Annotated in this window: 21 protein-coding genes; 10 read left to right on the forward strand and 11 right to left on the reverse strand. The window is 73.7% G+C overall.

Translation table 11 applies throughout. The features are described 5' to 3' along the window. Position 1 precedes the first annotated feature (1 nt). A complete protein-coding gene (locus NITAL_RS15990; RefSeq protein WP_211262455.1) occupies positions 2 to 2,056 on the reverse strand; it encodes an acetyl/propionyl/methylcrotonyl-CoA carboxylase subunit alpha in 2,055 nt (684 codons plus the stop codon). A 236-nt stretch (positions 2,057 to 2,292) separates the two neighbouring features. Between NITAL_RS15990 and NITAL_RS15995 the strand changes: the two genes are divergently transcribed. Continuing rightward, a complete protein-coding gene (locus NITAL_RS15995) occupies positions 2,293 to 2,922 on the forward strand; it encodes a Gmad2 immunoglobulin-like domain-containing protein (protein WP_052667226.1) in 630 nt (209 codons plus the stop codon). A 3-nt stretch (positions 2,923 to 2,925) separates the two neighbouring features. On the opposite strand, the gene NITAL_RS16000 is transcribed toward NITAL_RS15995, so the two are convergent. Continuing rightward, positions 2,926 to 3,717 (reverse strand): enoyl-CoA hydratase-related protein, encoded by a 792-nt coding sequence (locus tag NITAL_RS16000; protein WP_052667227.1) that lies wholly within the window; start codon positions 3,715 to 3,717, stop codon positions 2,926 to 2,928. A 56-nt stretch (positions 3,718 to 3,773) separates the two neighbouring features. After that, a complete protein-coding gene (locus NITAL_RS16005; protein ID WP_052667228.1) occupies positions 3,774 to 5,378 on the reverse strand; it encodes a carboxyl transferase domain-containing protein in 1,605 nt (534 codons plus the stop codon). A gap of 150 nt (positions 5,379 to 5,528) precedes the next feature. Between NITAL_RS16005 and NITAL_RS29215 the strand changes: the two genes are divergently transcribed. Together NITAL_RS29215 and NITAL_RS16015 are read left to right on the forward strand one after the other, a co-directional pair. Continuing rightward, positions 5,529 to 7,526, forward strand: coding sequence for a right-handed parallel beta-helix repeat-containing protein (locus tag NITAL_RS29215; RefSeq protein ID WP_052667229.1), 1,998 nt, complete (start codon positions 5,529 to 5,531; stop codon positions 7,524 to 7,526). Positions 7,527 to 7,531: 5 nt separating this feature from the next. Further along, positions 7,532 to 8,095: a hypothetical protein gene (locus tag NITAL_RS16015; RefSeq protein WP_052667230.1), complete on the forward strand. Its 564-nt coding sequence runs from the start codon at positions 7,532 to 7,534 to the stop codon at positions 8,093 to 8,095. A 29-nt stretch (positions 8,096 to 8,124) separates the two neighbouring features. Here the strand turns inward: NITAL_RS16015 and NITAL_RS16020 are convergent, their stop codons facing one another. The 3 genes from NITAL_RS16020 to NITAL_RS27390 form a co-directional block, all read right to left on the reverse strand. Then, positions 8,125 to 8,583, reverse strand: a complete 459-nt coding sequence (locus NITAL_RS16020) for a GatB/YqeY domain-containing protein (RefSeq protein WP_052667231.1) — start codon at positions 8,581 to 8,583, stop codon at positions 8,125 to 8,127. Between the two features lie 232 nt (positions 8,584 to 8,815). Next, positions 8,816 to 9,655 carry a hypothetical protein gene (locus NITAL_RS16025; protein WP_052667232.1) on the reverse strand — a complete coding sequence of 280 codons (840 nt, stop codon included), beginning with the start codon at positions 9,653 to 9,655 and terminating at the stop codon, positions 8,816 to 8,818. 305 nt (positions 9,656 to 9,960) lie between these two features. Next, complete coding sequence (locus NITAL_RS27390) at positions 9,961 to 10,344, reverse strand: hypothetical protein (protein WP_052667233.1); 384 nt, start codon at positions 10,342 to 10,344, stop codon at positions 9,961 to 9,963. A gap of 166 nt (positions 10,345 to 10,510) precedes the next feature. Here NITAL_RS27390 and NITAL_RS16035 point away from each other — a divergent pair, with 166 nt between their 5' ends. Then, complete coding sequence (locus tag NITAL_RS16035; protein WP_052667234.1) at positions 10,511 to 11,617, forward strand: saccharopine dehydrogenase NADP-binding domain-containing protein; 1,107 nt, start codon at positions 10,511 to 10,513, stop codon at positions 11,615 to 11,617. A gap of 15 nt (positions 11,618 to 11,632) precedes the next feature. Here NITAL_RS16035 and NITAL_RS16040 read toward each other — a convergent pair whose 3' ends face one another. Beyond that, the gene (locus NITAL_RS16040) at positions 11,633 to 12,433 is read right to left on the reverse strand and encodes a hypothetical protein (RefSeq protein WP_052667235.1); all 801 of its coding nucleotides are present in this window, start codon (positions 12,431 to 12,433) and stop codon (positions 11,633 to 11,635) included. 182 nt (positions 12,434 to 12,615) lie between these two features. On the opposite strand from NITAL_RS16040, the gene recD2 reads away from it, so the two are divergent. Beyond that, positions 12,616 to 14,847: an SF1B family DNA helicase RecD2 gene (gene recD2 / locus NITAL_RS16045; protein ID WP_052667236.1), complete on the forward strand. Its 2,232-nt coding sequence runs from the start codon at positions 12,616 to 12,618 to the stop codon at positions 14,845 to 14,847. Further along, complete coding sequence (locus tag NITAL_RS16050) at positions 14,847 to 15,593, forward strand: class I SAM-dependent methyltransferase (protein ID WP_083442211.1); 747 nt, start codon at positions 14,847 to 14,849, stop codon at positions 15,591 to 15,593. The genes recD2 and NITAL_RS16050 overlap by 1 nt, the downstream gene beginning before the upstream one ends. A gap of 40 nt (positions 15,594 to 15,633) precedes the next feature. On the opposite strand, the gene NITAL_RS16055 is transcribed toward NITAL_RS16050, so the two are convergent. After that, positions 15,634 to 16,518, reverse strand: coding sequence for an SDR family NAD(P)-dependent oxidoreductase (locus NITAL_RS16055; RefSeq protein WP_052667238.1), 885 nt, complete (start codon positions 16,516 to 16,518; stop codon positions 15,634 to 15,636). Positions 16,519 to 16,626: 108 nt separating this feature from the next. After that, complete coding sequence (locus NITAL_RS16060; protein ID WP_052667239.1) at positions 16,627 to 16,818, reverse strand: hypothetical protein; 192 nt, start codon at positions 16,816 to 16,818, stop codon at positions 16,627 to 16,629. A 263-nt stretch (positions 16,819 to 17,081) separates the two neighbouring features. Here NITAL_RS16060 and NITAL_RS16065 point away from each other — a divergent pair, with 263 nt between their 5' ends. After that, entirely contained in the window at positions 17,082 to 17,372 is a 291-nt protein-coding gene (locus NITAL_RS16065; protein WP_052667240.1) for a hypothetical protein, read from the forward strand. 46 nt (positions 17,373 to 17,418) lie between these two features. On the opposite strand, the gene NITAL_RS16070 is transcribed toward NITAL_RS16065, so the two are convergent. Beyond that, positions 17,419 to 17,832 (reverse strand): hypothetical protein, encoded by a 414-nt coding sequence (locus tag NITAL_RS16070; protein WP_052667241.1) that lies wholly within the window; start codon positions 17,830 to 17,832, stop codon positions 17,419 to 17,421. A 101-nt stretch (positions 17,833 to 17,933) separates the two neighbouring features. On the opposite strand from NITAL_RS16070, the gene NITAL_RS16075 reads away from it, so the two are divergent. From NITAL_RS16075 to NITAL_RS16085, 3 genes are read left to right on the forward strand one after another with little or no spacing between them, the layout of a single operon-like run. Then, positions 17,934 to 19,469 carry a circularly permuted type 2 ATP-grasp protein gene (locus NITAL_RS16075; protein WP_083441653.1) on the forward strand — a complete coding sequence of 512 codons (1,536 nt, stop codon included), beginning with the start codon at positions 17,934 to 17,936 and terminating at the stop codon, positions 19,467 to 19,469. After that, positions 19,469 to 20,515 (forward strand): alpha-E domain-containing protein, encoded by a 1,047-nt coding sequence (locus NITAL_RS16080; RefSeq protein ID WP_052667242.1) that lies wholly within the window; start codon positions 19,469 to 19,471, stop codon positions 20,513 to 20,515. The genes NITAL_RS16075 and NITAL_RS16080 overlap by 1 nt, the downstream gene beginning before the upstream one ends. Before the next feature lie 10 nt (positions 20,516 to 20,525). Beyond that, entirely contained in the window at positions 20,526 to 21,476 is a 951-nt protein-coding gene (locus tag NITAL_RS16085) for a transglutaminase family protein (RefSeq protein ID WP_052667243.1), read from the forward strand. Positions 21,477 to 21,497: 21 nt separating this feature from the next. On the opposite strand, the gene NITAL_RS16090 is transcribed toward NITAL_RS16085, so the two are convergent. Then, complete coding sequence (locus tag NITAL_RS16090) at positions 21,498 to 22,493, reverse strand: LLM class F420-dependent oxidoreductase (RefSeq protein WP_052667244.1); 996 nt, start codon at positions 22,491 to 22,493, stop codon at positions 21,498 to 21,500. Between the last annotated feature and the right edge of the window lie 41 nt (positions 22,494 to 22,534).

A 22,534-nucleotide genomic window follows, 5' to 3' on the forward strand; every position in this document is an offset into this window, starting at 1 on the left:
GTCACAGCTCCTCGTCGGGCTCGAAGGTCAGCAGTGGGGTGCCGGCGTCCACGGCGGCGCCCACCGCCACGTGCAGTTCGGTCAGGGTGCCATCGACCGGGGCGGTGATGGCGTGCTCCATCTTCATGGCCTCGACCACGAGCAGGGTCGTGCCTGCCGTCACGTGGGTGCCCACCTCGACCGGGGCGGCGATGAGCGAGCCGGGCATGGGCGAGGTGAACGCGGCCGCACCGGTCATGGCCCGTTCGGCGAGGTGACGGGTCATGGGTTCGTGGCGCAGGGCGACGGAGCGGCCAGCGTGGTGCACCCACACGGTCCGGACGTCGCCCTCCAGGGTGGTGGTCACCGTGGCGTGGGCGGGGGAGCCGTCCACCGTGGCGCGCCACCGGCCGTCGGCGCCCACCGTCTCGACGCGGACGCGTGTGGTGGCGCCGTCCTCGTGGCGCAGGCGCAGCTCCGGGGTGGCGGAGCCGTCGGACGCGGCGGCCACCTGCACCCGGTGCACGCGGTCCTGGTCGTGCAACGTGATGGTCGGCCCGGCCAGCCCGCCGAACCGCACCGGGCCGAGGTCGGCCGGCCAGGACGGGTCGCTGACCCCCGCCTCGGCGCGCAGCACGGCCGCCACCGCGAACGCCAGCGCGGTGGTCGTCGCGGGTGCGGGGGCCCAGGCCGCGAGGTGCTCGTCGAGGAACCCCGTCGTCAGGTCCCCGGCCCGGTGCACCGGGTGGTCGAGGACGGCGTCGAGGAGGTCGAGGTTGGTGACCACCCCGTGGACCACGCTGCCGCGGACCAGCCCGACCAGCCGGTCGATCGCCGCGGTCCGGTCGTGGCCGTGGGCGATGAGCTTGCCGAGCATCGGGTCGTAGTACCGGCTCACGGTCGCGCCGGGTGCGACCCCGACGTCCGTGCGCAGCCCCGGCCCCTCCGGCAGCGCCAGCCGGGTGATGGTGCCGGTCTGAGGCAGCTGGGAGGTGGGATCCTCGGCGTACCAGCGCACCTCGATCGCGTGCCCGGAGGCACCGACCTCGTCCTGGCCGATCCCGAGCGGCAGTCCGGCCGCGACGCGGAGCTGGAGGGCCACGAGGTCGAGACCGGTGACCAGCTCGGTGACGGGATGCTCGACCTGGAGGCGGGTGTTCATCTCCAGGAAGAAGAAGGTCGGCTCGGCGTCTTCGAGGGTCGTGCCGTCCAGCAGGAACTCGACCGTCCCGGCGCCGAGGTAGCCGACCGAGCGGGCGGCGGCGACGGCGGCGTCCCCGAGGCGCGTCCGGAGCGCCTCGTCGACGGCGGGGGAAGGCGCCTCCTCGACGACCTTCTGGTGGCGGCGCTGGACGGAGCACTCGCGCTCGAGCAGGTGGATCACCTCGCCGTGGGCGTCACCCATCACCTGCACCTCGACGTGCCGGGGCCGTTCCACGAGACGTTCGAGCAGGACCCGGTCGTCACCGAACGCCGCGCGGGCCTCGCGCCTGGCCGCGGCGAGCGCCTCGCGCAGGTCGGCCGGGTCGTGGACCGCTCGCATCCCCTTGCCGCCGCCGCCGGCCACCGCCTTGACCAGCAGCGGGAACCCGACGTCGTCCGCGGCAGCGACCACGCCGTCGTCGTCGAGTTCGGTGGTGTCGACGCCCGGCACGACCGGCACACCGGCTTCCGTCAGGTGGCGCTTGGCCGCCGCCTTGTCGCCCATCAGCCGGATGGTCTCGGGCGACGGACCGATGAACGTCAGCCCGGCGGCCTGGACCGCCTCGGCGAACCCGGCGTGCTCGGACAGGAACCCGTACCCGGGGTGGACCGCATCGGCGCCCGCCTCGACGGCCGCGGCGACCACCCGTTCGACGTCGAGGTAGCTCTCGGTCGCGGGTGCTGGTCCGAGCCGGACGGCGTCGTCGGCCTCGTGGACGTGCGGCGCGTCGACGTCGGCGTCGCTGTACACCGCCACGGTCGCGATGCCGAGCTCACGACAGGTCCGCACGATGCGGCGGGCGATCTCGCCGCGGTTGGCGACCAGGACGCGGCGGATCGGGCGCGCGGGCGGTTCCTGTGCACCTGCGGTCAACGTCGGCTCCCGTCCACGGTCGAGGGTGAGCGGACGATGGTGGCTCCGGGAGGAGGTCGTGCACGCTCACGACACGGCCGCGCGGACGCTAGCAGCGGGGGTCGGACGCTCCGCGGGGGCACCGGGTTCCCCGGCGCGCGGTCCCGGCGCGGCGCACGCGGCCCTGGTGGTGGCTCGCGTGCACCAGCCAACCGGTGTGTCACCATGTCGTTCGCCCGCTCCCGAACGGATCCGAGATGCTGCGCCCCCGCCCCGTCCGACGTCGCCTCGCCCTGACCGCGGCGACGGCGCTCTTGCTCGCCGGGTGCGGCGGTGACGACCCGACCGTCGAGATCGAGCCGCCCGAAGAGGTCACCCCGGAGGAGACCGCGGAGCCCGAACCCGACGAGACCGAACCGCCGGCGACCGATGACGGGGTCGACGCGGGGGCGGACGACGACGGGCAGGCGACCGACGAGAGCCCGTCGGTGGGCCCGACACCGGACCCGGCCCTGGTGGCCGACCCGTGTGCCGAGGACCAGGGCCGCGAGGACGAGGGCTTCATCACGGTCGTCTCGCCCGTCGCTGAACAGCTGGTCACCGGCGACTCGGTCGACCTGGTCGGCTGCAGCAACGTCTTCGAGGCCAACGTGCAGTGGTCGCTCTACGACGGTGACGGTCGCGAGCTCGACTCGGGGTTCACCACCGCCGAGTGCGGCAGCGGGTGCGTCGGCGCCTTCGCCGAGGAGATCTCGCTCGAGTCGGCCGCGGGGGAACCGTACGCCGAGCTGCACGTCTACAGCGAGGACATGTCGGACGGTGAGAGCGATCTGGCCGACGCGGACGGCCGGCTGCACACGGTGGCGATCCCGCTGGTCCTCGGCTGACCGTCAGCGGTCCGCGGGGACCCACGGGGCCGGCTGGCGGTCGAAGAACGCCGCCATCCCCGCCTGGCCCTCCTCGCTCGTGCGCCGGCGCGAGATGAGCTCGACCCGGGCGTCGACGGTCGCGGCCGGATCGGGGGTGGCAGCGATGGTGGCCAGCAGCCGCTTGGTGTCGCGGACCGCGCCGGGTGCGGCTGCCAGCAGGGCGTCGACGAGGTCGGCGACGGCCGCATCGAGCGCGGCCTCGTCGTCCACCACGTCCACGAGCAACCCGAGCGCCTGGGCGCGGTCGGCATCGAACCGCTCCCCGGTCAGCAGGTACCGGCGGGCGGCACCGATACCGGTCCGCCGCACGGCGTAGTGCGAGATCATCGCCGGGGCCAGGCCGAGGCGGGTCTCGCTGAACCCGAACAGCGCACCGCGGACGGCGACCGCGAGGTCGGCGCAGGTCACGAGGCCGAGCGCGCCGGCGAGACAGTGCCCGTTGACACGTGCGATGACCGGGGCGGGGCAGCGGTCGACCGCAGCGAGCATCGCCTCGAACCGGCGTGAGCTGGCCACGTTCTCCTCGAAGGTGGCGTCGACCGCCGCACGCATCCAGTTGAGATCGGCACCGGCCGAGAACACCGATCCGGCACCCGTGACGATCACGATGCGCACGTCGTCGCCCACCGCGGAGAACGCCTTGGTCAGCGCCTCCTGGAGCTGGTCGTCGAACGCGTTCTTCACCTCGGGGCGGTCGATGGTCAGGGTCAGCACACCCCGCTCGTCGGACTCGGCTCGTAGCACCTCGGACACGTTGGCTCCTCGCGGTCGCGGCAGCGTCGCCGGCTGGACCCGGCGACAGCGGGACGTCACATGCGGAACACGCCGTAGCGCGGCGGTTCGACCGGGGCGTGGCGCGCTGCCGCGAGGCCCATGGCGAGCACGTCGCGGGTCTCGACCGGGTCGATGACCCCGTCGTCCCACAGGCGGGCGGTGGCGTAGTAGGGGTTGCCCTGGTGTTCGTACTGGTCGCGGATCGGCGCCTTGAACGCCTCCTCGTCCTCGGTGGACCAGTGCTCACCGCGGGCCTCGATGCCATCCCGGCGAACGGTGGCCAGGACGTTGGCGGCCTGCTCGCCCCCCATGACGCTGATGCGGGCGTTCGGCCAGGTCCACAGGAACCGCGGGGAGTACGCCCGGCCGCACATCGCGTAGTTGCCGGCGCCGAACGAGCCGCCGGTGACCACCGTCAGCTTCGGAACGGTCGAGCACGCGACGGCGGTCACCATCTTGGCGCCGTCCTTGGCGATCCCGCCGGCCTCGTACTCGCGGCCCACCATGAACCCGGTGATGTTCTGCAGGAAGATCAGCGGGACCTGGCGCTGGTTGCAGAGCTCGACGAAGTGGGCGCCCTTGAGCGCCGACGCGGAGAACAGGATGCCGTCGTTGGCCACGATGCCGACCTCGTGGCCGTGGATCCTGGCGAAGCCGGTGACCAGGGTCTCGCCGTACAGGGGCTTGAACTCGTGGAACCGTGACCCGTCGACGATCCGGGCGATGATCTCGCGCGCGGCGACGGGCTGACGCAGATCGGTCGGCTGCAGGCCGTACAGCTCGGCCGGGTCGTAGGCCGGCGGTTCGACCTCGGCGGACGGCGCGGGCAACGTCGGCGCCGGGCAGGTGGCGATCGCGTCGCGGGCCAGCTGCAGGGCGTGGCGGTCGTCGATGGCGAGATGGTCCACGACCCCCGAGGTCCGGGCGTGCAGGTCGCCGCCCCCGAGGTCCTCGGCGGACACGACCTCGCCGGTGGCGGCCTTCACCAGCGGCGGACCACCGAGGAAGATCGTGCCCTGCTCGCGCACGATGATGGTCTCGTCGCTCATGGCCGGCACGTACGCGCCGCCGGCGGTGCAGCTGCCCATCACGACCGCGATCTGCGGCAGGCCCATGCCCGACAGGGTCGCTTGGTTGTAGAAGATGCGGCCGAAGTGGTCGCGGTCGGGGAACACCTCGTCCTGCTTGGGCAGGAAGGCGCCGCCGGAGTCCACCAGGTAGATGCACGGCAGGCGGTTGTCGCGGGCGACCTCCTGGGCCCGCAGGTGCTTCTTGACCGTGAGTGGGTAGTAGGTCCCGCCCTTGACGGTCGCGTCGTTCGCGACGATCACGCACGTACGGCCACTGACCCGGCCGACACCGGTGATGATCCCGGCGCCCGGTGCTTCGTCGTCCTCCATCCCGCCCATCGCCAGGGGGGACAGCTCCAGGAACGGGGTGCCCGGGTCGAGCAGGCCCTCCACCCGGTCGCGCGGCAGCAGCTTGCCGCGGGACACGTGGCGTTCCCGCGAGCGCGGCGAACCGCCGAGCGCGGCCGTGGCGGCACGTTCGTGCAGCTCGGCTGCCAGTGCCCGGTGATGGGCCTCGTTCGCGGCGAACGCGGGCGAGGTGGGGTCGACGGTGCTCTGCAGACGGTCCATGGGGCGGACCCTAGGCCGACGCGGCGCGCACGGCGGTACAGAGGGCCGGTCCGCCTGCCGCACGAGCTCCTCGGGTACCGCCCGGTACGGGAGGAGGAGGCGCGGTCGAGCGCGAACGCCCCGTGGAGGACCAGTGCTGGGAGGCGGTCGGTGGTGCACGTGGTGGAGCAGGGACGCACGGTGGGACGGCGAGGTGGGCTGGCACTCGTGCTCGCGTTGCTGGTGCTCGGACTGGTGGGCGGACCGGCGGTCGCCCACGAGGAACGTGCGAGCCAGTTCCCGCCCGGAGGCGGCTCCACCCCCGAGCTGCGGACCATCGACGAGGCCGCGGACGTGATCGTGGTCTGCAAGGACGGGGTCTCGGCCGACCGGATCCGCGCGATCTCGGACCCGCAGCTCCGCGCGTTCAACCGCCGGCTGCTGCGCGACTGTGCCCACCAGCACATCCAGCTCGCGGTCGACGCGGTCGAGGTGCAGGGCACCAACATCTACGTGCTCCCCGGCGTCTACCGCGAGCAGCCGTCCTGGGACGAGAACCAGCCGTGCACCGACGATTACGACGACGGGGTCGTCGAGTACGACCTGATCGTCTCGTGCGGGGCGGTGGTCAACCTGGTCACCATCGCGGGGGACGACCCGGACGACGACGACATCGTCTGCGACAACCAGCTGTGCCACCTGCAGATCGCCGGCACGGGCGAGCGGGCCGAGGACACCGCCCTCCGTGGGGGGTTCAAGGAGGACGGGTCGTGGATCAAGCACAACGGGCTGAAGGCCGACCGCGCCGACGGCTTCGTGCTGTCCAACATGGCCTTCCAGGTGTTCCGTGAGAACGCCATCTACGTCCACGAGACCGACGGCTACCTGCTCGACAACGTCGTGGCGAGCCACAACGACCTCTACGGCATCCTCACGTTCACCTCCGACCACGGCCTGATCCGGGACTGCGACACCGCCTTCAACGGCGACTCCGGGATCTACCCGGGTTCGGCGGCGGACGTGAACGCCGACAACGACGTCACGGGGCCGCTCGAGCGGTGGGCCGTCGAGATCACCGGGTGCCGGTCGCACCACAACGCGCTCGGGTTCTCGGGCTCGGCCGGCAACTCGGTGTGGTTCCACGACAACGACGTGTTCCTCAACGCTGCCGGGTACGTGACCGACTCGTTCGTGCCGGACCACCCGGGGATGCCGCAGGACCACGCCTTCCTGGAGAACAACCGGCTGTTCATGAACAACGTCAACTACTTCGAGCGGTACGTGCAGGCGGGCCGATGTGGCGGCAAGCCCGCCGATCGTGGCTACGAGACCGGGACGGTCTGTCCCGCGTTCCCGGTGCCGGTGGGGACCGGGATGATGGTCGCGGGCGGCAACCACAACCTGGTGCGCGACAACGACATCTTCGACAACTGGCGCCAGGGCGCGATGCTGTTCTGGGTGCCCTCGGCGATCCGGGACGAGTTCGACGACCAGTTCGACACCTCCAACCACAACCACTACGTCGGCAACCGGATGGGTGCCAACCCGGACGGGCTGGTGCAGCCGAACGGGGTCGACTTCTGGTGGGACGAGCAGGGCGTCGGCAACTGCTGGCAGGACAACACCTCCGCGACCGGCGAGGTGACCACCAACGCCACGCTGCCCCTCGAGGACGTCACCGGTGGCGCCGTGCCGTTCACCGGCTTCCCCGACTGCGACTCGGGCGGGTCGCTGTTCCCGGTCGGCTCGGTGGTCAAGTCGGCGGGGCTGGTGCCCTGTGCGACCTACGACCGCGAGGACGAGCCGGACCCGCCCCTGTGCGACTGGTTCGACAGCCCCGCCGCCCCGGCCGACCGCGAGGCGCCCGAGGGTGAGGACCTCGACGCGCTGTTCTGGCCGACGGTCTCGATCGATCTGTCCGAGGGACTCGAGGAGGGTGCGCCCGCACCCGGTGCCGGCCGTGGCAACGGCGATGGCCAGGGCGACGGGCAGGGCAACGGCCAGGGCGCGGGCACCGGCCAGGGCACCGGGGGGCCGCGTGCCGCCGACGCCACGACGGTCGCGGCCGGTGTCCTGCCGGTGACCGGGGCGAGCCTGGCCGGGCTCGCGGCGGTCCTGCTCGGCGGCGGCGCGCTGGTGCGGCGCCGTCGTCACGACGACCTGGGCTGATCGCCGTGCGGTGGGCAGGGGCGCTCGGGCTGACCGCGGCCGCCGTGCTGGCGGGTGCGCCCGTCGCCGGGCTTCCACCGGTCGGCGCACCCCCGCTCACCGTGGGCGACCTCGAGTTCTCCGGCCACGACCGCGTCGCCCACCTCGACGCCTACGAGCAGCCGATGACGGCCGTCGGGTACGTCGACGGCGCGGGCGCCTACGTGCGGGTGCCGCTGGCGCACACCGGTGGCGGCGGCCCGGTGACCGTCTCGGCGGTCGATCCGTTCCCCGAGCTGCTCGGGATGGTCGAGGTCGAGGCGGTCGCGGGTCTGCCCGTGACCCTGGCGGCGGGGGAGGAGGCCACGATCGTGGTCCGCACCCGCTTCACCAACTGCCGCTACTACACCGAACGGGCGGTCAACCACTTCCTCGGCGCCGAGGTCACGATCGACGCGCCCGGCGGGCAGCGGGACGTGACCCTGACCTACCCCAGCGAGGTCGTCCTGCGGTCACCGACGATCCTCGGCTGCCCCGACCGGGTCATGGACCGCAGCGCCCGGCAACGACTCCTCGCCCGCGACGAGTAGCCCGGCCGCGACGTCGGTCGGAGCGATGATCAGCTCAGGCGGGCCTTGACCAGCGCCGACACGCGCGACCCGTCGGCACGGCCCTGCACCTTCGCCATGGCGGCCTTCATGACCTGACCCATGGCCTGCGGCCCGTCGGCGCCCGTCTCCGCGATCGCGGCATCGACGATCGCGGTCAGCTCCTCATCGGTCAGCTGCGCCGGCAGGTACGCCTCGTACACCGCGGCCTCGGCGAGCTCGGACGCAGCGGACTCCTCGCGCCCGGCCTCGGCGAAGGCCGCAGCGGCCTCGCGCCGCCGCTTGACCTCGGTGCCGAGGACCTTCTGGACCGTCGCGTCGGGCAGGCGTCCCTGGGGACCGAGTCCCTCGGCGACCGCGGTGTTCTTGAGGGCGGCGATGACCAGCCGCAGGGCCGATGTGCGCTGCTTGTCCCGGGCCTTCATCGAGGTGCGGAGGTCGGCCTCGACCTGGTCGTGCAAGGTGCTCACGGACGGGCTCCTCGGTGGGGGCGGTGCGGAGACGGTCCCCGAGGCTAGTTCACCTGCTCGGACACGAGCGAGGGCCCTCGCCAGGAGCTGGCGAGGGCCCTCGTGGTGCGTCGACAGCCGCGGAGCGGGAGCGGTGCGGCTGTCGGGAGCGGCGTCGGAGCGGGAGAGCGTCCGTGCCGCGGACCCCGGCGGCGCGTGCGGGAGCGAGTGCGCGCCGGGGAACCTGGGAGGGTCAGCTGGCCTGCTCGACCTCGGTCTCGACGGCCTTCGCGGCACCCGGGACGGTGTCGGCGCTGCGCCGGATCGAGGTGGTGGCCGCCTTGACCTGCGTGCGGGCGGTCTCGGCCTGCTTGCGGCCGGCCTCGACGGCGACGTCGAGGGTCTTGGCGACCGAGGTGGTCGCGCCCTTGACCTGGCTCGACGCGGTCTCGGCCTGCTTGCGGCCGGCCTCGACGGCGACGTCCACGGTCTTGGTGACCGAGGTCAGCGCGGCCTTGACCTGGGCGCGGGTGGCCGAGGTCTGGTCGAGCAGCTTGGCGACGCGGGCGTCCTTCTTGAGCGACTCGACGAGCTTGCGACCCTCGGTCGCCTTGGCGTCGAAGGTGCTCTCGAAGCTGGCGATCGCGGACTCGAGTTCGGCGACGAGCCGGCCACGCAGGTCCTGCGCGGTGCGGGTGACGGTCGCCGGGCCCTGCTCGGTGACGTTCTTGACGGTCGTGGCCGGGTCGGCGGCGACCTTCTGCACCTCGGCGCGCAGCTCTTCGAGCTTGGTGGTGGCGGCACGCACGAGGATGACGGCGTCGACGGCGAGGCCGGCGGCGGCGTAGGAAGCGTCCTCGGCGAGGATGCGGGGCTCACGCTCGGTCAAGGGCGAGCGCTTCGGGGCGACCTTGGCCTTCTCGGCAGCTGCGGCGTTGCGCTTGCGGGTGGCAGCAGCCTTCTGGGCAGCCTCGTTGCGGTTCCGCGTCGTCGCGGCCTTCTTGGCGGCGGGGGAGCGCTTGGCAGCGGGGGTGGCGGCCTTGGTGGTCGCCTTCTTGGCGGTGGCCTTCTTGGTGGTCGTGGTGGTGGCCATGATCGGACCTCCTCGGGTCTCTGAGCGGGGGTGGGAGCTGCGGGCCGGTCGAACGGCCGGGCGGAGGGACGGAGCGGGAGCCGGGTCGAGGCTGCGGGAGCCTGCGGGAGCCCCGTCCCTCCACCGGACCGTTCGTAGCGGTCCGCTGGCGACGCTTGCAACGATACGCCCGAGTGCTAACTGGTGCAAGCGCTAGCTGCCAGCTAGCACCGAGCGTGCGGTGAGTGCGCAGTGGGGAGGTGTGGCGGCTGAGGCAGACGTGAACCGGGTGCGGCGCGTCGGTCCAGCCCGAGCTGGAGAGCGCGTCAGCCCGAGCTGGCGGCGCCGCGGTGCAGGGCCAGCTCCGCGGCGAGGACGCGCGCGACCGGGCCGAGGCGCGGATCGAAGATGCGGTCCGCGCGGGCCGCCAACGAGGCCCACCACGCCGGGTGCGCCTCACGCAGGTCCGGTGGCACGCAGACGTCCACGAGCCGGCCGAGCGGGCGGTGGTCGGCCGCGACCCCGACGATGCGGTACCCGGAGGCGACCAGGTCGTCGGCCGGGACGGGCGCCAGCTCGGCCAGACCGACGGTGACGGTCAGGGTGCGTCCTGCCGGCACCCGCGGCAGCGTGCGTGCCCACCCGCGGTCGGTGGCCGGGACGCGAACGAGCAGCGTGCCTTCGGGCAGCTGCTGCGCCTGGTCCTGCACGGGTCCCTCGCCGTCATCCGAGCCTCCCGTGGGCGCTCACCGCCCTCGGGGGGTCGGCATCCTCGCACGCAGGTCGGGCCGGGTCACGCACCCCCGACGATGCGCGAGGCCGGGGCGCCTCGCCGTTAGCCTCCGGCTCCCCGAGCGCACCACCGGAGGTCCGTCGATGCCCCGCACCGCCCTCCTCGGTGCCACCGGCGCGGTCGGGGAGCGGGTGGCACCGTTGCTGGTCGATCGGGCCCACCAGCTCGTGCTCGTCGGTCGTGACCAGGGACGCCTCGAGCAGCTCCAGGAGCACCTCGAGCTGCAGTTCGAGCGGGCTGTCGAGATCCGGACGCTGGACGCGGGAGCGTCCTCGGCATCCCTGCGGGCCGCGCTCGACGGGGTGGACCTGGCCGTCAGCGCCCTCCCGGTGTCCGACGGGGTCGCAGCCCGGGCGTTCGACGTCGCGCTGGCGGGGGCGGTCCACCTCGTCGACACCGTCGACGTGCAGCCGTACCTGGTCCGCGCCTACGACCACCACGACCGGGCGTTCGGCACGGGGACGGTGGTGGTCCCGGGGGTCGGGTGGCGGACCGCCGTCGGTGACCTCCTGACCGCGGTCGCGGCCGAGCGCGTCCTCGCACCTCGTGAGGTCCACGTCGCGACCGTCGTGCCCGAGCGTGGCGGGCTGCTGCGCGCGGCATCACCGGGCGTCCTCGTCGGCATCGCGAGCACCCTCGGGGCCGCGTTCGTGGCGGTCGAGGGTGGCGCCCGGGTCGAGGAGCTGCCGGGCGAAGAACGTCGACTCGCCTGGTTCCCACGCCCGTTCGGGCCCCGCCACGCCGCGTCCGTCCCGGGTCTCGAGCCGCTCTCGGTCCCGCGTCACCAGCCGCAGGTCCAGCGCGTGCGCTCCTACCTCGCGCTGTCCACCCCCCGGGCCGAGCTGCTCCAGGCCGTCGCGAACCTCGCCCGGTGGGAGCCCGCCCGCCGTCACCTGGCACGGCGGCTCGAACGCGGCGCCGACCGCTGGCGCCCGGGGCGGCCGCCCGCGCGGTGGGCGGTGGTCGCGGAGGTCGAGGGCGAGGACGGTCTGGCGCGCGCGTGGGCCAACGGGCACGACCTCGCCGAGGCGACCGCGCTGCTCGTCGCCATCGTCGCCGACGCCGTCGCAGCGGGGACCGCCACGCCAGGGGTGATCCCGCCCGCACACGCCGGGCCACCGCGCGACCTGCTCGACGCCCTGGCGGCCGCGAGCTCCATCCGGTGGTCGGTCTCGCGCCCGAGGGACTGAGCAGCCGGACCGTGGTCAGCGCAGGGCAGCGACCACCAGCGAGGCCCACACGGTCAGCACCACGAGGGTGTTGAAGGTCGCGTGCCAGACGGTCGCGGTGAAGACCCCGGCGGCCTGCGCGCGCTCGGGGGAGCGGTCGACCACTGTGACGGGTCCGTGTCCCGACCCGCCGTGGGACACGGCAGCCCGGACCCGGTCGGCGGCGGCGCGCGACCGCCTGGTCGACCGGAAGGCCTGGAGCGCCGCGGGGGGGAGATCCGCGGGTGAGCGTTCGCGGTGCCCGTGCCGGTAGGCGAGCGTGTACGCGAACCCGGCGACACCGATGGCGACCCCGGCCCCGATGGGCACCAGCATCACGAGGTGGACCAGTCCGAAGACGAGGCTGGCCACGGCGACCCGCCGCCAACTCGCGTCCTCGAGGCCGGCGCGGAACAGCTCCTCTTCGACGTAGGCGAGCCACGGCAGCAGCAGCGCGAGCGGCAGCAGGAAGGCCGAGGCCCCGAACAGCAGCGCCCAGTCCGGTCCGGTCGGGGCCGCCGGGGCGGCCCGGGCGAGACCCTCCTCGAGCGGGGCGAACACCGCGTTCGCCTCGGTGCCGAACAGGTCGCCGAGGCCGAGCGCCGCCCCGGGGACGGTCGCGATCAGCAGCGTGGCCGTGCCGGCGACCAGCGCGAGCAGCAGCGCGGCGCCCACGAGGTGGCCCCAGCGGACCGCGCGCCAGATGGCGACGGTCAGGGCGCGGTGGTGCCAGCTGACCCGGGCGACCCGAGCGAGCAGGACGAGCACGGCGACGGCGAGGACGGGACGGAGAGCCACACGCGGGAGGGTAGGCGCTCCCGCACCGTCCACCGCCGGCCGCGCGGGACCCGCGGAGCCGTCCCCACCAGCCGCTACGGTCGATCCGCTGCGCCCTTCCGATCCACCCGTCCGATCCGCCCGACCCGTGCCGGCCGCCCGCCCGGCCCGCCCGCCGCCATCCGACCGTGAGGTGCCCGCCCGTGGCCTCGACGCTGCTCGCGGCCGACGACGAACTCGTCGGCGAGGTGCTCGGCGTGTTCTACGCCGACAGCGAGTCGGGCTTCGGGGTCGTGGAGCTCGCTCCCGAGCCGGGCGGTGCGGCCGAGCACCCCGGCCGGGACAGCTCCGAGGGAGCCAGGTGCAGCGGCCCGCTGTCGGACCTGGTCGAGGGACAGAGCGTCAAGCTGGTCGGCCGGTGGCGTGACCACCCCCGCTACGGGCTGACGTTCGAGGCGACCTACTACGAGCAGATCGCGCCGACGACGGCCGCCGGGATGCGCAGCTTCCTCGGCTCCGAGCGGTTCGCCGAGGTGTCGCAGAAGGCCCGCGACCGGGTGGTGACCACCTTCGGTGACGGCGCGGCCCGGGTGATCGAGCACGAACACGGCCGCCTCGTCACCGAAGCGGGACTGACCCAGGACCAGGCCGAAGCGCTCCACCAGGCGTGGGTCGCCGGCCAGGCACTCGGCGAGCTCGTGCGCCTGGTGGAGCCGGTCCGCTGGCCGCTCGACGCGGTCCGTGCCGCCCACGCCCGGTTCAGCGGGGATGCGGCCCGGATCGCGCGTGACGACCCGTACGCGCTGCTGGCTGCCGACCGCGTCCGGTTCGCCCACGCCGACGACCTCGCCCGCCACCTCGGCCTGGCCCCGACCGACCCGCGTCGCCTGGCCGCCGGAGCCCGCGCCGCGGTGACCGCGGCACGGCGCCAGGACGGCCACCAGCACCTGTCACGCTCCACCTGCACCGAGGTCGCGTCCAAGCTGCTCAAGGTGGACGCGATCCTCGCCGGCACGGGGATCGACGCGGCGGTCGCCGACGGATCGCTCGCTGTCGAGACGGTGGACGGCGAGGAGGTGGTCGCGCCGCCGGAGGCCTTCCGGACCGAGGCCGACCTCGCGGCGGGGATCGTGCGGCTGCTGACCGCCGAGCGGCCGCGCCTGGTGCCCCACGCCGACGCCGTCGACCCGTCCCCGGAGCTGACGTCGGGACAGGCCGATGCGGTCCGCCTCGCCTTCACCTCGCCGGTCTCGGTGCTGACCGGCGGTCCGGGGACCGGCAAGACCCGCACCGTGCAGGAGGTCGTCGCCGCAGCCGAGGCCGCGGGGATGGAGGTAGCGCTGTGCGCGCCGACCGGGCGGGCTGCCAAACGCCTGGAGGAGCTGGTCGGCAGGCCCGCCACGACCGTGCACCGCCTCCTCGAGGCTCGTCCCACCGGTGGCGGCGGGTTCGTGTTCAGGTACGGAAGGTTCGAGCAGCTGCCCCACGACCTGCTGGTGGTCGACGAGGTGTCGATGTGCGACACGTGGCTCGCCGAGCGGCTGGTGTCCGCGGTCGACGACGGCGCTCACCTGGTGCTCGTGGGCGATCCCGATCAGCTGCCCTCGGTCGCGCCGGGGGACGTGCTGCGCGACATCCTGCGCAGCGGGGTCGTGCCGACCACGGCGTTGACCGAGGTGCACCGCCAGGCCGCCGGCAGCCGCATCGTCGGCCTCGCCCGCGAGCTGTTGGCCGGTGCGGTCGGGCACCTCGCCGGCGCCGACGAGGACGTCTTCCTGGCCGAGGAGCCCCGCCGGAACGCGGTCGTGGACCGGGTGGTCCGCACGGTGGCGGACCGCGCGCCCGACTACTTCGGAGTCGACCTCGACGACGTGCAGGTGCTGGCCCCGGTGTACCGCGGGCCGGTCGGCGTCGACGCGCTCAACGTCGCCCTCAAGGAGCGGCTGAACCCCGCGGCGGGACGTCAGGACGTCGGCGGGTTCCACGTCGGCGACCGGGTCATGCAGACGCGCAACGACCCCGAGCTGGACGTCGCCAACGGTGACGTCGGTCGCGTGGTCGACCTCTCGAAGCGCAAGGGTGAGCTGCGGGTCGCCTTCCCGCGGGGTGAGGTGACCTACGGCCGCGACCAGGTCCGCGAGCTCACCCCCGCCTGGGCGGTCACGGTCCACAAGTCCCAGGGTGGGGAGTGGCCGGTCGTCGTGCTGGTCTGCGACACCTCCCACCGCCACATGCTGTGGCGGAACCTGGCCTACACGGCCGTCACGCGGGCGCAGCGCGCGTTGATCGTGGTCGGGCAGGGCGACGCGCTGCGAGCGGCGGCGCGCCACGACCGACCGAGCGATCGCCGCACCGGGCTGGCGTGGCGCCTCCGACGTCTCGCCCCGACCCCGCAGCTCGGGGAGGCTGCAGCCGATCACGAGGTCTCCGCGTGATGGGTCGCACCGACGAGCGACCGGACGCGAGCGAACGCACGGAGCTCTACCGACGCCTGCCGCTGGTCGAGGCCGACCGCTGGTGGCTGGACCTGGCGCGCGCCAGCCCCGACGGTCGGGTGCTGGAGCTCGGGGCCGGGACCGGCCGGCTCACCGCCGCCTTCGTCGAAGCCGGCCTGGAGGTGACCGCCGTCGAGCGGGACCCGGCGATGCTCGAGGTGCTGCGCGAGCGGGTGGGCCACACCGCGACCGTCGTCGGGCGCGACGCCACGGACCTGCCGCCGATGGCGCCGTTCGGCCTCGTGGTCCTGCCGACGTCGCTGCTCAACGAGCTGCCCGACGCCGATGCTCGCCACGCGGTCCTCGCGAGCGCCGCCACACGTTGTCGGCCCGACGGGCGGGTCGCCCTGCACGTGCTCGGCCCGTGGTGGCTCGTGCGGATCCCGGTGCGCTCGACCGGCCGGCTCCACCCGGCCGACGGCTCACCGACGGTCGACGTGGCCGTGGCCGCCGAGGAGTTCGAGGCGTGGACCGGTCGCCGCCGGGCGATCCTCAGCTACCGCTTCGCCGACGGCACCACCCTGCGTGACCGCCTGGACGCCGCGGTCGTCACCGGTGGCGAGCTCGAGCTCGCCACCTCGGCGGCCGGGCTCGTGATCGAGGCGCGCTACGGCGCGAACCCGCCCGACGACAGCCCGGACGAGGGCCCCGCCTGGCACCTGGTCTGCCGCCCCCACGAACGCTGACCAGGCACCCGGCGGCGTGTCCGCCGGGCCGTGGGCAGCGTCAGTCCGCTGGTGCCTGGCGGCCACCGAGCATCGGGGCACCGGTGACGTCGGGCATGACCTGCTCGTCGGGCACCATCGCCCACGCCTGGCCGAACCGACCCATGGAGGCGAACAGCCCGGCACCGTCGTTCTGGACGATCTGCCCGTTGAGCCAGCGCGCCTCCGGCAGGCACACCAACGCGATCGCCTCCGAGGCGGCCTCCGGCGTCGCGGCCTCCCGAAGCGGGTGGGTCTGCTCCTCGGCCGCGACGAGCTTGTCGTGGAACGGGCCGGTCATCAGCTTGATGGAGTCGGTGTCGACGTAGCCCGGCAGCACCCCGACCGCCGTGACCCCGAGGGGGCCGAGCTCGCACGCCAGGTACTTGACGATGGTCTCCATCCCCGCCTTGGCCGCGGCCAGCAGCCCGTGACCGGGGATGTAGCCGACCGTGTCCGCGCCGCTGATGGCCACGATGCGCCCCTGGCGGGGCTCGAGGAGCGGGAACGCGAGCTGCGCGAGCAGCAGGAAGTGGCGCACGCTGATCGCGAAGGTCTTGTCGATCTGGTGCATCTTCAGCTCGAGCAGCGGCTTGAACGCCGTGGCCGCCGCGTTCGCGATGACCACGTCGAGGTGGCCGTCCCGCTCGGCGATGCGCTCGAACAGGGCCCGGACGGAGGTCTCCTCGAGCAGGTCGAGCGGCTCGGCCCGCGCGCCCGGGGTGGCCGCCTCGCAGTCGGCGACCACGCCTGCGGCCTCGTCCTCGCGGCTGCGGTAGGTGACGATGACCCGGGCCCCCATCCGCGCCAGACGGCGTGCCGTGGCGGCGCCGAGGCCCCGGGAACCCCCGGTGACCAGCACCACACGGCCCTCGAGCGGCCGCTGCGTCGTCCCTGGGTCGTTCACGGCCGCTCCCGTCCGTCGAGCGCCCACGAGCCGGGCGCCACGCCGACCTGCGCCGGCGCGCACGGAGCCTGCCACAGCGGCCCGTCGGTACCGACCTCCGGGGCGTGCTCAGGCCTCGGTGAGCTCCGCGATCAGGGACCGGAACTCCGGCAGGAGCGCGCCGAGCAGACGGGGGGACAGGCCGCGTTGCAGCAACCGTCGGACAACGTCCTCGCGGTGCTCGGCCACTGACACGCGTCGGCGCACGCCGGACGGTGTGGTCACCGTGGTGCCGTCACGACCGAGGTCGACCGTGGTCATCCCTGGTCGTGTCGGGGGCCAGCGCCCTGTCCCGTCGTCATGCACCGTCACCCCAGTCTCGTCCGTGGACCCCGGCGCCCGCGCGTCCGTTGCCACCACATCGGCACCGCCCCGACCCTGCTTGACGCACGAACGGCCGGGTGACCTCCCGAGCGCGCGGGGCGCCCTCCGGTGCCGTGCCACGCGCGTGACGTCACTGCCAGGGCCCGCCGTCGTTGAGACCTGCGACGTGGCCGATCGGGCCGGAGCGAGCAGGAGACACCGTGAACGAGCACGCGAACGAGCCTCGTCTCACCACCGTCATGGGGGTCTCCCGGGCTGTCATCGCCACGGTCGGACCCACGGACGCGGCCCGGGTCCTGATCGACGAGTTCGGGTGGGACACCACCTTCCAGGCCCTCGCGCTGCTCCGCGGGGATGATGCCCGCGCGGCGTTCGGCGCCGCGTGGACGACGCTGGTGCTCGACGTCACGGGCGCTGCGGTGGACGCGGCCGTCGACCCGCCCCGCTGGCACCCGTCCGCGGGCCCTCGCCTCACCGACGGCGCACGCTGAGACCGTCCCGAACGCACCCGCGCCAGTGTGGGGACCGGTCGCCCGGTCAGCCGAGCCGGTGCAGCAGCCGCAGTACCTCGCCGCAGCCGTCCAGGTCGGCATCGGCGCTGAACCAGCAGCCGCGTCCGATGTGGACCGTCTGACGGCAGTGACGGATGGCGTCCGCCGAGGACGTGAGGGCGGCAGCGAACCTCGCCGACGCCAGCGCCACGTGCGTCGCCGGGACGACCGTGGGTGCGTCCGGCAGCCGGGCCAGCCGGTGGGCGACGTCGCAGAGGCCCGGGTCGGCCAAGCCACACGCCGCCTCGTCGCAGGCCGCCCGGTCCGGGTCGTGGCCCGCCGAGACCACCAACGTGACCGCTGCGGCGATGAGCGCATCCCGGTGGTGGCGAGCGACGGCTTCCTCCGCGGCGCCCGACCGGGCGAGACCCTCGCTGTCGGCGGCGATGGTGCGTCCCACGTCCCTACCTCTCCGGTGCGGCGGACGCTACCGGGGTCCGGCCGGACAGCGGTGCAAGCTCGACCGTCGCCTGTGCGTCGTCACCACTAGAGTCGGCACACGTGGGCGATCTCTTCAGCGATTACGACCGTGGCACCTTCTTCGACGAGGTCGTCGACGGTGATGGCGACGTGCGCCGGCACTACACCGCCGTCGTCGACCGGTTGCGGACCTTCACCGCCGACGAGCTCGCACGGCGCGAACGCATCCGTGATCAGCTGTTCCGCACCCAGGGCATCACCTTCACCGTCTACGGCGACGTCGCCTCGGCGTCGGGCCGCGCCGAGGACGCCGGGGTGGAGCGCACCTTCCCGATGGACCTGCTGCCGCGGGTCATCCCCGCCAGCGAGTGGGAGGTCGTCGAGCGTGGGGTCGCCCAGCGGGTGACGGCCCTCAACCGGTTCCTCGAGGACCTCTACGTCGGCGAACAGGCCGCGATCCACGACCGGGTCGTGCCGCGTTGGCTGATCCAGACCGCCGAGGGTTTCCGGCGCGAGGCCTTCGGCATCCCCGTGCCGCACGCGGCCCGGTGTCTGGTGTCGGGCGTCGACCTCGTCCGGGACCACGAGGGCACCTACCGCGTGCTCGAGGACAACCTGCGCAACCCCTCGGGCATCAGCTACGTGCTCGAGAACCGGGCGGCGATGACCCGGGTGCTGCCACTGGTGTTCGCCTCGCAGCGGGTGCGGCCCGTTGACCACTACGGCCCGTCGCTGCTGCGCGCCCTGCGGTCGGTGGCACCGCCGGCAGCCGGTGAGCACCCCCGTGCCGTCGTCCTCACCCCGGGCGCGCACAACAGCGCCTACTTCGAGCACGCCTTCCTCGCCCGGCAGATGGGCATCGAGCTGGTGGAGGGACGCGACCTCGTCGTCGACGAACACGTGGTGTACCTGCGCTCGACCAAAGGTCTGCAGCGCGTCGACGTCATCTACCGCCGCATCGACGACGACTTCCTCGACCCGGTGGTGTTCCGGCCCGACTCCATCCTCGGGGTCCCCGGGCTGCTGTCGGCCGCGCGGGCCGGCAACGTGACGGTCGCCAACGCGGTCGGCAACGGCGTGGCCGACGACAAGGCCGTCTACGCCTTCGTCCCCGACCTCATCCGCTTCTACCTCGGCGAGGAACCGGTCCTGCCCAACGTGCAGACCTACCTGCTGTGGGACGCCGAGCAGCGCGCCGAGGTGCTCGATCGGCTCGGTGAGCTGGTGGTCAAGCCGGTCGCCGAGTCCGGCGGCTACGGGATGCTGATCGGCCCGAGCGCCAGCGACGAGGACATCGCCCGGTTCCGCGAGCGGATCATCGCCGACCCGCGGGGTTACATCGCGCAGGAGGTGGTGGCCCTGTCGCGCCATCCCACGCTGATCGGCGACCGGCTCGAGGGGCGCCACGTGGACCTGCGGCCCTTCGCTATCGCGGGCGAGACCGTCGAGGTCATCCCGGGTGGTCTGACGCGGGTGGCGCTCCAGCGTGGCTCGCTGGTCGTCAACTCCTCCCAGGGCGGTGGGTCGAAGGACACCTGGGTCCTCGACGACGACGGTGCCGGCGTCGAGGTCTCAGACGCCACGTCCGCTCGCGCCGGTGACGGGGAGGTGGCCTGATGCTCGCACGGCTCGCGGAGAACCTGTTCTGGGCCGGCCGGTACGTCGAACGGGCCGAGGACACCGCCCGGATGGTGGACGTCACCTACCACACGCTGCTCGAGTCGCCGCCGAGCGAGGTGACCGCGTCGTGGGCGCAACTGCTCGACGTGCTCCAGCTCCGCCAGGCCTACGGTGACCGTCCGCTGGACCCCGCGAGGGTGCTGCACTTCCTGGTGCTCGACCGCGCCGATCCGGGGTCGATCACCTCATCGATCGGCTCGGCCCGCGAGAACATCCGCTCGGTCCGCGAGCTGGTCTCCTCCGAGCTGTGGGAGGCGGTCAACGACCTGCACCTCGCGCTCGGCCGCCGCGACCTGCGGCGTGACCTCGCCGATCAGCCCTACGAGCTGTTCGGCACCGTGCGGCGTTCGTGCATGGCGATCTACGGCACCGCCTCCGAGACGATGCCCCGGGACGACGGGTGGCGGTTCATGGCGCTCGGCCGGATGCTCGAGCGCGCCGAGATGACCTGCCGCCTGATCGACGTCAGCTTCGCCCGGCTCGCCGGCGCCCGTGGTGGCGCCGCAGCCGGGCCGGCCGTCGGGCAACCCCCGCCCGTGGAGGACGAACGGCCCGACGGCGTCCGCCTCGAGGTCCCCCGCGGGGCGGACCGCGCCGACTTCCACGCCTGGGTCGCGGTCCTGAAGTCCGCCTCGGCCTACGAGGCCTACCGCCGGCGCTACCGCGCGTCGTTGGACCCCACGCACGTGGTCGAGTTCCTGCTGCTGGCACCGGACCTGCCACGGTCGGTGGTCTTCTGCCTGACCAGCGCGCAGCGGCTGCTCCAGGACCTCTGTGACGGCCGGCCGTCCCGGGCCGTGCGGCGCCTCGGTCGGACCAGCGCGTCGCTGCAGTACCGCGACGTCACCGAGCTGTTCGAGGTCGGGCTGCACGGCTTCCTCGCCGAGGCCCAGGACCGCATCAACGCGGTGGCCTCCGACGTCGCCGACGAGTTCTTCCGCCACCACCCGACCGGGGCGCTGCACGCCATCGCCACGTCCTGAGGGAGCGCCCGTGCGGCTCGACATCCGTTACACGACCCGGTTCGTCTACGACGAGCCCGTGTCCGAGTCGCAGAACGAGCTGCGCGCCTGCCCGGCCTCGGACGAGCGGCAGGCCCTGCTCCACTACGCCGTCACCACGACGCCGTCGTCCCGGGTGGCGAGCTACACCGACCACTGGGGCACGCGGGTGGACACCTTCGGTGCCCGGCTGCCCCACCGGCTGCTGGAGGTGGTCGCCCAGGCCACGGTCGAGACGGCGGCCCAGCCGCTGGTGACCGTCGCGCCCCGGCGCGCCGACCTGGTCGACCCGGAGTTCCGCGACCACCACCTGGAGTTCCTCGAACCGTCGAACCACGTTGCCGCGGGGCCGGAGGTGACGGCCGCGGCCCAGCAGGCAGCCGACCTCGCCGGCGAGGACGTGGTGAGCGCCGTCCTCGCCATCCACCGCGCCGTCGGCGGCCGGCTGACCTACGCGCCGGGGGAGACCTACGTCGGGGTGCCGGTCGACGACGTGTTCGCGGCGGGGCAGGGGGTGTGCCAGGACTTCGCCCACCTCGCCATCGCGATGTACCGCAGCGTCGGGATCCCCGCGCGGTACGTGTCCGGGTACCTGTTCACGGCGGACGATGCGACCGGCGCCGAGGTCATCGGCGACGAGGTGGAGGTCCAGACCCACGCGTGGGTCGAGGTGGCCCTGCCGACCGGGGGCCAGGCGCGGGGTGGCCGCAACGCCACCTGGATGGCGCTCGACCCGACCAACCAGCAACAGGTCGGCGAGCAGCACGTGACGATCGGACGGGGCCGCGACTACGACGACGTCGCCCCGTTCCGCGGGGTGTTCGCGGGCTCGAGCGAGCACGAACTCGAGGTGTCGGTGGCGATGCGCCGCCTGGCCGTCGAGCCGCTCGACGCGCCGTCGGGCCTGACGGTGGCGCGCCAGCGCCAGGCCCAGCAGCAGTAGCCGTGGCGGGGCGGCGCCGGGTCAGAGCGCCCGGTAGGCGTCGGCAACGGCCCACAGGGTCGACTCGGCCTGCTCGCGGCCGAGGCTGAGCGGGGCGAGGACGGGGACGGTGACGCCGACCTCGGCGTAGGCCGCGACCTTGGCGGCGACCTCGTCGGCCGTGCCGAGGCAGAACAGGTCGTCGACCACCTCGTCGGTGACCGCCGCGGCCATCGCCTGCTTGTCGCCGCCGGCGTCGAGGACGGCCTGCGCCACCTCCTCGTAACCCATCCAGCGGTAGAACTTGTTGTAGACGCTGGTGGCGATGTACGGGCCGAAGACGGCCTTGACCACCTGGCGCATCGCGGGCACGTCGTCGGTGACGCCCACGAACAGCCGCGCGATGACGGCGAAGTCGCCCGGGATGGTGCCGCCGAACCCGGTGGCGACCTCGTCGAGGACCAGCGGGACGTGGTGGGGGGCGAGTTGGTTGAGGCAGACGCCGTCGACGGCGAGCTCGCCGACCATCCGGCACGAGCGCGGGTTGAGGGCGCCGAGGACGAGGGGGACGCGGCCGCCCGGTGGGACCGCGTGGGGCTTGTAGCCGCCGACCTGGATCACCTGCCCATCGACGGTGGACCGCTCGCCGCGGAGCATCGGCCGCAGGGCCTCGACGGTCTCGCGGACGGCCGTCAGCGGCTTGTCGAACGGCTGCCCGGACCAGCGGCTGACGATGACCTCCGACGAGGCGCCGATGCCGAGGGTGAAGCGGCCCCCCGACAGCTCGGCCAACGACACGGCGCTCATCCCGAGCGTCGGCGCGGTGCGGGTCTGGGCCGGCACGACCGCGACGCCGAGGTCGAGGTCGGTGGCGACCGCCAGCGCGCCGAGGGTGGTGAACGCGTCGGGCCCCTGGACCTCGGCGGTCCAGCAGGCCGTGAAGCCGTGGTCCGCCGCCGCCCGGGCGATCTCGATGCCGGTCCCGGCGTCGACGCCGGTCAGCGGCAGGGTGAAGGCGAGGTCAGGTCGTGCGGCCACGGAGCGCTCCCGGTCGATGGACGGCGCCCGGACCGTAGTGG

This window comes from Nitriliruptor alkaliphilus DSM 45188, assembly GCF_000969705.1.
Classification (GTDB): domain Bacteria; phylum Actinomycetota; class Nitriliruptoria; order Nitriliruptorales; family Nitriliruptoraceae; genus Nitriliruptor; species Nitriliruptor alkaliphilus.